This is a genomic window from Pararcticibacter amylolyticus, from assembly GCF_003130405.1.
GTDB classification, from domain to species: domain Bacteria; phylum Bacteroidota; class Bacteroidia; order Sphingobacteriales; family Sphingobacteriaceae; genus Arcticibacter; species Arcticibacter amylolyticus.
Window position 1 is genome coordinate 198,790 of sequence record NZ_QEAS01000003.1, and the last position, 8,863, is coordinate 207,652.

At 43.6% G+C, this 8,863-nt stretch carries 7 protein-coding genes; 3 read left to right on the forward strand and 4 right to left on the reverse strand.

All coding sequences use genetic code 11. The annotated features are described in order from the left end of the window. Positions 1-8 precede the first annotated feature (8 nt). Complete coding sequence (locus DDR33_RS05275; protein WP_109414718.1) at positions 9-2,672, reverse strand: outer membrane beta-barrel protein; 2,664 nt, start codon at positions 2,670-2,672, stop codon at positions 9-11. Positions 2,673-3,122: 450 nt separating this feature from the next. On the opposite strand from DDR33_RS05275, the gene DDR33_RS05285 reads away from it, so the two are divergent. The 3 genes from DDR33_RS05285 to DDR33_RS05295 all read left to right on the forward strand — a co-directional run bounded on the left by DDR33_RS05285 (position 3,123) and on the right by DDR33_RS05295 (position 6,919). Further along, complete coding sequence (locus DDR33_RS05285; RefSeq protein ID WP_109414720.1) at positions 3,123-4,361, forward strand: nucleoside recognition domain-containing protein; 1,239 nt, start codon at positions 3,123-3,125, stop codon at positions 4,359-4,361. A 9-nt stretch (positions 4,362-4,370) separates the two neighbouring features. Beyond that, positions 4,371-4,760: a methylglyoxal synthase gene (locus DDR33_RS05290; protein WP_109414721.1), complete on the forward strand. Its 390-nt coding sequence runs from the start codon at positions 4,371-4,373 to the stop codon at positions 4,758-4,760. A 125-nt stretch (positions 4,761-4,885) separates the two neighbouring features. Beyond that, on the forward strand, positions 4,886-6,919 hold the full coding sequence (locus tag DDR33_RS05295; RefSeq protein WP_109414722.1) for a S9 family peptidase: 2,034 nt from the start codon (positions 4,886-4,888) through the stop codon (positions 6,917-6,919). A gap of 72 nt (positions 6,920-6,991) precedes the next feature. Here the strand turns inward: DDR33_RS05295 and DDR33_RS05300 are convergent, their stop codons facing one another. The 3 genes from DDR33_RS05300 to DDR33_RS25720 form a co-directional block, all read right to left on the reverse strand. Next, positions 6,992-7,453 carry a helix-turn-helix domain-containing protein gene (locus DDR33_RS05300; protein ID WP_109414723.1) on the reverse strand — a complete coding sequence of 154 codons (462 nt, stop codon included), beginning with the start codon at positions 7,451-7,453 and terminating at the stop codon, positions 6,992-6,994. A gap of 143 nt (positions 7,454-7,596) precedes the next feature. Continuing rightward, positions 7,597-8,439, reverse strand: a complete 843-nt coding sequence (gene porN, locus DDR33_RS05305; RefSeq protein WP_109414724.1) for a type IX secretion system ring subunit PorN/GldN — start codon at positions 8,437-8,439, stop codon at positions 7,597-7,599. 21 nt (positions 8,440-8,460) lie between these two features. Continuing rightward, a partial coding sequence (locus tag DDR33_RS25720) for a formylglycine-generating enzyme family protein (RefSeq protein ID WP_158280637.1) occupies positions 8,461-8,863 on the reverse strand: 403 nt, incomplete at its 5' end.

Genomic DNA, 8,863 nt, shown 5'->3' on the forward strand with positions numbered 1-8,863 from the left:
TGTATGCCTCAAGCCTCAAATTTATTAAGATTTAGCTTAAACAAAAGCATGAAATACCGGCCAAGCCTGTTGCTCCTGTTATCGAGGGTTGCATTGTTCTGAATTGTTCTCATGACGCTGGTGTTCTGATCAAGAATATCAAAGGCGGAGAACCTGAAAGCAGCTTTCTTTCCCTTCAAGAACTGTTTTTCAATGAATGTATTTAAAATAAACGGATTGGTTTTTCCCATTCCTGCGAAACCTTTGTTAAAATTCTTGTCAGCTTCAAGCCCTAAAACGATTGTGGGTAACAGGTACACTTTGCTGCTTGCTCCAAGCGACCAGGTGGAAAGCTGAGCTTTACTGTATTCATCAATTGAATACCGGTTACGGTTATAAGTGTAAATAACAGAAGGGTAAAATTCTATCTGCTCATTTGGATTGATCTGCATTCTCACAGCCTGGGAAGCTATCAGGTTCCTGGCGCTCAGCTTTTCCGAATTACTTAAAGATACATAATGGTTATAGCTGACCGACCCATTCAGATCGAGAACATATTTTCTCTCTTTAAAAGGCAGTGACAGATTGTAAACACCCCCTAGCATAAAGCTGCCATCGAGGTTTTCAAATGCCGTCTCCTGAGAAATAACATTATCCTCTTTAATCCTGAGGAGTGTATTAGATACCACCTGATCCTGTATGAGGGTCCCGTTAAGGCCGGCAAAGAATGTTTTGCCGGTCTCGGCAGAAAAATTATTATACCCGATCTCAAAGTTATGCCACAACTCCGATTTGAGAGACGGATTCCCCCTTACCGGATACTGAGGATTGGAAATATCCGTAACAGGCTGAAGCTGAAGATAAGAAGGAGGATTACTGCTTGCTGAATAGTTTACATTAAATGACCTTTCTGCCGACAGGAGATAGCTATAATTAACTTCGGGAACAATGTTTAAGCCCCGCCTGTTGATCCGGATGCTCTTGCCGACCGACTCTCCGGCAAGAAGGTTTGGCTGTACACTCACGCCAACCGTATAAGCATGCTTATTCCCGTTATGTCTAAAAAGAAGATTGATCGTATTGGTAGTAAACGAGTAAGAATACCTGTTGCTAAGTGAATCTATTTTCCTCATGAAGAAGTTAAGAGTTTCACGATCATTTGTATATTCCGAATAACCAAAAGCGTATGCGACTTCAACCCGGGAATTCTTCGTAACAGGTTCAATATAGGAAATGCGGCCGCTTGCACTGAAATTTTCATTTTCATCTTTGAGGAACTGCCGCTGTACTGAGTCTCTGTTAAGGTTCCCGGCATTATCATAATACAGCACAAAAGCGTTCACATTTTCCTGAGCTGTATTGCTTCCGTTCTTTAAAGATATCTCAGCAAAAACGTTTCTGCCCGTTTTACCGAATTTATGGTTCGCGACAACGCGTGCGCCTATTCCGGGTGAAGAAGAATAGGCATCTTCAACTGACTCCTGGTTCAGGCTGTCTGTTATAAAAGAATAAACCTGTTTATTCTGACGAAGCATCGACTTACTTCGTCCATCTTTTTTATTCATCGAAAAGAACGGCGTAACCTGCACGAAATTCAGGCTATCCTCGTACTCCAAAGTCCATTGAAAATGATGTCCGTAGCCGGTGTTTCTGCTGTTGGTCGTATCTGTATTCAGGATAAGCCTGTTATCAGGGTAAATATTCGTCCTGAAGGTTTCTGAAAACAGCCTGTTAATGGTCTTCGAAAAGCCGTAATTACCATACGAGCTAAAATTCTTATCATATTTTTCCCTGTAATTAAACCCTGCTGCTGTTACGGTTGACAGCCCGTTATTCACAGAGTTTATCTCGTATTCGGCTCCCGGCATGCGGGCGTTATTATTGTTCATATTCCCGTAAAATGCTGTTTCCCGGTTATTATTAAAATAATTCCCCATCCCCGAAAGCTGATACCGGCCTTCCGTACCTTCTCCCGCCGAAGCATTTCCGAAATACCCCTTTCTGAGGTTCGCCCAGGTTTTAATGTTGATGATCTTCTGATATCCGCCGTCTGTTCCCCCGGTCAGCCTGGCCTTATCTCCATAATCGTCTATGACCTGGATCTTTTCAATCAGATTCGCCGGAATGTTCCGGATAGCGGTCTCAACATCCCCGCCGAAAAAGTCTCTCCCGTTAACTTTAACTCTCGTTACGATCTTTCCCTGGGCTATCAGGTTGCCTTCCCTGTTTATATTGATGCCCGGTAGTTTCTTCAGCAGATCAATAGTAAACGCATTTTCGCGGATAAGATAGCTTCGGGCACGATATTCTATTGTATCTTTTTTTATAATGATTGCCCTCCTCGCCAGTATCGAGATCGGATCCAGCTCGTAGGATTGAGGCAAAAGCTGTAATGTGTCCAGTACAACCAGGTATTTGCTGCCATCCAGCGTATAATCTTTTTCTAATGTCTGGTAACCCAGATTGGAGACGGTGAGAAGAAAATTCAGAGAAGTAATACCTGCCAGAATGAACTCCCCTTCATCTGAAGTCCTTACTACAATGGTATCCGATGAAGATGTCAGCTTAACAGTCGCCCCTCCTATTCCCGTCCCCATTGTGTCCCGTAATACCCCCCTCACCTCATAACGGCCCTGGGCGTACAGACAACCTGTGAAAAGCAAAAAAATAAACAACGCGACCGACGCCTTCATTTAAATATATTTAAGCGGACTGCATACGCAGTGCCGGGAAAAAGAATGAGTCAACAGTATAAACGCCTGTATCAGCCGATCATTATAAATTCATTAAAGAAAGGTATAAATACCCGGCAATTTAAAGGTGTATTGTTCAGGTCTCTTAATCCGTTTCAATCTTCCGCAGCGATTTAGTATCCCGTAATTTCCTCTCGTCAAACTCAGATAATCTCTTTTATGTGCAAAATCGTCTATGCCCGGAAAACGCTGCTCAACGGATATCACACTCATCTTTTTGCTAAAGTAGTATTTTTTTATATCCGGAAAAAAGAGATTCAATTTAATTTCGCTCAGGCGAAGAAAAGTGCATTTCCTGGTTCAGACGTACGGTTAACATTCAGATTGATTTTATTTAAAAATACGTAAATTGAGCCGCTGGAAAAACGTTCAAAAAAAACGTTTAGATTTATGGCTCTGAATTACGTCTGGATAGCTTTTTTCATCATTTCATTTGTTATTGCACTTATAAAGCTGATCTTCTTTGGCGACACGGAGATCTTCCAGAAACTTGTTGAAAGTCTTTTTGATACCACCAGATCTTCCGTTATGGATATTGCCCTTCCCCTTGCCGGCACCATGGCTTTCTGGCTTGGAATCATGAATATAGGAGAAAAAGCAGGGGCTATAAGCTTTCTTAGCCGGATTGTCGGTCCTTTCTTTAGCCGGCTCTTTCCGGAGGTTCCTAAGAACCACCCGGCAACAGGGCAAATGCTGATGAATTTTTCTGCAAACCTTTTAGGGCTCGACAATGCAGCGACGCCTCTGGGCCTAAAGGCAATGGGAAGCCTCCAGGAAATTAATACGAAAAAAGATACGGCCTCGAACGCTCAGATCATGTTCCTGGTGCTTCATACTTCCGGTCTGACTATTTTGCCCATTTCTATTATCGCACAGCGGGCAATCCTGAAAGCAGCAGATCCTACAGACATTTTCATACCTTGTATTATCGCTACTTATGTAGCCACAGTAGCAGGCCTGCTGATTGTTGCAGTCAGGCAGAAGATCAACCTGTTCAACCCTGTCGTCATGGGATGGCTTTTAGGTTTAACCGCATTTATAGGTCTGGTTGTATGGTATTTCACGGTACATCTCAGTAAAGAACAGATCAGTGAAGTGTCTAAAGTGGTGAGCAATCTTCTTCTTTTTCTTATCCCGGTAGCCTTTATACTTGGTGCGCTCCGGAAAAAAGTGAATGTCTTTGAAAGTTTCGTGGAAGGGGCCGTAGGAGGATTTGAGACCTCTGTAAAGATTATCCCTTACCTGGTGGCAATGCTTGCAGCTATCAGCGTTTTCAGAAATTGCGGAGCGATGGGATATATTGTCGATGGATTTCAATATGCCTTCAGCCACTTCAACATTGATACCAGGTTTACTGATGCCCTGCCGGTAGCTTTTATGAAGCCGCTAAGCGGTTCGGGAGCGAAAGCAATGATGATTGACACGATGACCACTTTTGGACCGGATTCTTTTGTTGGGCGCCTGGCTTGTGTTTTTAACGGTTCAGCTGATACTACTTTTTACATTGTGGCTCTCTACTTCGGTTCAGTAGGAATAAAAAAGAGCCGGTATGCTATTACAGCGGGGCTGTTTGCGGATCTCGCGGGTGTAATTGCAGCTATATTAATTTCATATTTGTTCTTTGCTTAAAATGATATTATGAAGACTCACACAATCGCACTTATTGCACATGACGGACGTAAAGCCGAAATGGTAGGTTTTGTTAAAGACCATTACGATATCCTGAAAGAAATGAACCTGATTGCAACGGGCACTACCGGTTCTTATATTCAGCAAACGGGTCTGGAAGTAACCCGAAAGCTAAGCGGCCCGCAAGGCGGCGATGCCCAGATAGCAGCTATGGCTGCTGAAGGCCTGCTGAAAGGGATCATCTTCTTCCGTGATCCCCTGGGAAAACATGCTCACGAGCCCGATGTGCAAATGCTTTTACGGATTTGCGATGTCCATAACGTTCCGCTCGCAACCAACCCCGCAACTGCAAAATACTTATTGCTGGGAATTGCCAAAGAAGAAGGTATCGAGGTGTAATGTGATTATCCCCTCCCCTCAGGCAGAAAGCAAAAAAACAATCTTGCTCTTTATATAATCTTGTTCGTTATATAAAGAGCTGATGGCTGACGGCCGATTACCGTCGGCAGACAACTTATACAAACATGAAAACATCAGTAAGCATAGCTCTTATCCTTGCAGCATCTATGGTAAATGCACAGGAGAAAATGACCCCCGAACTTCTCTGGAAGCTTGGAAGAGTTTCAGGGGAAGCTGTTACGCCCGACGGTAAAAACGTCATTTTCGGGGTAAGCCAATACGACGTAACCGAAAATAAAAGCGAACGCAATCTTTACATGATTCCTGTATCAGGAGGAGCCGTAAAGCAATTAACTGAAGCCGCCGGTGCCGAAAGTATCGTCCATATAGATCCGAAAACGGGATTAATCTGGTTTATCTATAAAGGACAGCTCTGGACTATGAACGGAGACGGCAGCGCTAAGAAACAGATTACAGATTATCAGGATGGGCTGAGTAATGTCAGAATCTCTCCCGATGGAAAACATATCCTGTTTTCGAAAGAAGTACAGATATTGAAGATCCATAGCACAGACCGCTATCCGGAATTAAAAAAATCGGATGCGTATGTGTTTGACGATCTGATGTACCGTCATTGGGATACCTGGGAAGACGGAAAGTTCCAGCATATCTTTTATGCAACATTCGGAAATGGTAAAATCGGAGAAGCGAGGGACATCATGAAGGATGAACCATACGATTGTCCTCAAATGCCGTTTGGAGGAAGAGAAGATGCCATTTGGAGCCCCGACGGCAAGTTCATCGTATATGTGACAAAAAAGAAGTTCGGCAAAGAATACGCACAAAGTACGAATACCGACATATTTATTTATGATCTGGCTTCAGGCAGGACAACCAATCTGACAGAAGGCATTCTGGGATACGACACCGCTCCGGCGTTCAACCAGAACGGAAGCCGGATGGCCTGGCTAAGTATGGACGAGGATGGTTATGAATCTGATAAAAACGATATCCTTGTGTACGACTTCAAGAGCCTTAAGACCTATAACCTGACAAAAGACTGGGATGGAACCGTTGCCTCGTGGCAATGGAGCAACGACGGATCCCGGATCTATTTTGTTGCGCCTGTGAAAGGAACAGAACAACTCTTTGAGATTTCCAATATTTCTGATCCGGGGAAATTTACAGCCAGAAACATCCGGCAGGTAACAAAAGGAGTGTTTGATATTAACGGCATTATCGGCCAATCCGGAAACCAGCTTGTTGTTTCCCGGACCGACATGAATCACGCAGCAGAACTCTACAGGGTGGACCTAAAATCCGGACTTTTAAACCAGCTTACATCTGTAAACAACATTATTTACAGCAGGCTGGCTTTGAGCAAGATTGAAGAGCGCCATATCAGGACCACCGATAATAAAGATATGCTTGCATGGGTGATCTACCCACCTGATTTCGACCCATCAAAGAAATATCCTACCCTGCTATATTGCCAGGGAGGTCCTCAGTCCGCACTTTCTCAATTTTACTCTTTCCGGTGGAATTTTCAGCTTATGGCGGCAAACGGTTATATTGTTATCGCACCTAACAGGCGGGGAATGCCCGGCCACGGCGTAAAATGGAATGAAGATATCAGCGGAGACTGGGGAGGCCAGCCTATAAGGGATTACCTGTCTGCGATTGATGATATTTCTAAAGAATCCTATGTTGACAAAGATCGTCTTGGTGCCGTAGGAGCCAGTTACGGTGGATTTTCCGTTTATATGCTTGCAGGAGTTCACAACAATCGGTTCAAAACATTTATTGCGCATGACGGTTTGTTTGACCTGAGAAGCTGGTATGGTACAACGGAAGAGTTATGGTTTGCCAATAAAGACATCGGTGGCCCTTACTGGGGCTCTAAGGTACCCCAAAGCTACAAGCAGTCAAGCCCCATCGAATTCGCGGATAAATGGAATACTCCTATTATGATCGTTCAGGGAGGAATAGACTACCGGGTTCCGGTTGAGCAGGGACTGGAGGCATTCCAGTTAGCGCAGCTTAAGGGTATCAAAAGCCGTCTCCTTTATCTGCCTGGCGAAAATCACTGGGTTATGGGGGCGCAAAACGCCATTGTATGGCAAAGAGAGTTCTTTAAATGGCTTTCGGAAACGCTCTGATCTTCATTATCAGTAGCTCCCGCTTAAAGAGCAGGCAGGAGAGTAATGTTTTACAGGAACAACTCTCCTGCTTTAAGAAACATTCCGGTTCATACCCTTTTCCCACCCGGCTGCAAATGGCTTGATCAAACCCATTTTCTCTCTTTCAGTATCCATCAATGCAATTTTAGATGAAAGGATTGCATTCTTTTCCTTTTCGCTCGCGATCAGGCGTTCATAAAGCTCTATGATCTTTTCTATCGCGTTAAAATCCTGATTTGCCGCTGAATGATAAGCTTGCTGCGGAACGGCGAAGCACGAATTAATAACATTTTCCTGGTCGAAGTTTTTTATGACTTCCACACTTAATTCCAAAGCATCTGCAATTCTGCCCAATGTGGACTCATCAATGCTCTCCATCTGTTCCAGTTTTGAAATTTTTTGCTGACTGAACGATAAAGAATAAGCGAGGCTTTCCTGTTTTATGTTCTTAATTTCGCGCAGACGCCTGATATTTCTTCCAATATGAACAGATCCTTTCTGTGGTAAATTCATTACAATTAATTCTATTTAACAAATGTGCTGATGTTTTTTACGCATAAACCGCAAAAAAGGTTCACCAAATAAATAGCGGCTTCGCCTTACAAAAAAAAAGGCCGCTTTTCAGCGGCCCCCATCGTGTGTATGTTTTCTTTTCTTTAATTAGCTGCAGGAGTATCCCATACCTTCTTCCTGTAATCTTTGAGTGATTTTTCAATCCGGTCAGATTCCTTCTGCATATCGTCGTCACTCTTGGCATAATCCTTAATTCGCAGGTCACCCGGCGTGGACTCTTTTACGATAGTACTTTTAAACTTCCGCAGGATAAAGATATCATCAAAGCTCATATCCGTAGAATAGTTGGTGATGACCTCTTTTTGTGCGAGGATATTTCTGACCTGTGGAAAATACAACCAGAAGGCAGGCTGCTCACTGATTACACTGTCACCGGCAGTTATCTTAATAAGAGGAGCGATACCTATGATCCGCGGCTGGTAAGATCCTTTACCTTTATCGAAGATCCAGTCCTCTTTCAGCCGGAACTTTGTCACCGCTTCAGGATTGAACTCACCCGCATACATTTTAGAACCTGTCTGGTAACCATCTTTATCAAAGACAGGCACCATAACACTGTCTGTAAGACGGCTAAACACTTCTTTGCCGGGAATTGGCACTGTAAAGGCATCTCCTGATGGGTTCTTCGGACTAACTGCCGGATCGTAGGCTGTAATCCTGCCGCTGTCGATAGCGGCTTTGAGGATGTCCATCAGGTTTGATTGCGGAGATGAGAACAGTTTATTAATTCCTTCGCTGGTATCTATATCGCGCCAGATCCTCTTTACCGACAGGACATCAGCCTGTCTTATCTCCGGATACGGAGTGGCAACTGCATTTTTAAAATCTTTTGTGTGATAAAAACCATCCTGGGGGACTTCATCCTGAGCAAATAACGTCAGGCAGGAAGAAGCGACACATACTGTCAGAAGATATTTCTTTAACATAACAATTTGAATTAATTAGTTTTAATGTTTTTTTGATTTCTTTGGATTCTGATTGAATACTTCGAGTGCCGGCATAACGCAGCGGAATCCTATGTAACTTTTAGCGACATCCTGGAATTCTGAATTCCTTGAGTCAGGGCTGGCCAGGCTGCCCGGATCTTTCCAGCTTCCTCCTTTTACTACCTTTCTCTTGACGATATCAGGATCGGTATCTTTGGCATCATAAAGTAAAACCGGATTCAAATCGTTGACAAATCCCTGCCAGTTCATTGTGTAAGCATTAAGCGTCCACTCCGAAACGTTACCGTTCATGTTATACAGGCCGAGGTAGTTAGGCTTGAAAGAAATAGCCGGACTTGTATATGTTGCACCATCATCACCATACTGGCCTTCACCTTGTTTAAAATTCATTCCGTAAGCCACA

Excerpts from the sequence above, each read along its gene's own strand:
- DDR33_RS05275 (WP_109414718.1), bottom strand. The coding sequence starts at position 2,672 with ATGAAGGCGTCGGTCGCGTTGTTTATTTTTTTGCTTTTCACAGGTTGT.
- DDR33_RS05285 (WP_109414720.1), top strand. The coding sequence starts at position 3,123 with ATGGCTCTGAATTACGTCTGGATAGCTTTTTTCATCATTTCATTTGTT.
- DDR33_RS05290 (WP_109414721.1), top strand. The coding sequence starts at position 4,371 with ATGAAGACTCACACAATCGCACTTATTGCACATGACGGACGTAAAGCC.
- DDR33_RS05295 (WP_109414722.1), top strand. The coding sequence starts at position 4,886 with ATGAAAACATCAGTAAGCATAGCTCTTATCCTTGCAGCATCTATGGTA.
- DDR33_RS05300 (WP_109414723.1), bottom strand. The coding sequence starts at position 7,453 with ATGAATTTACCACAGAAAGGATCTGTTCATATTGGAAGAAATATCAGG.
- porN (WP_109414724.1), bottom strand. The coding sequence starts at position 8,439 with ATGTTAAAGAAATATCTTCTGACAGTATGTGTCGCTTCTTCCTGCCTG.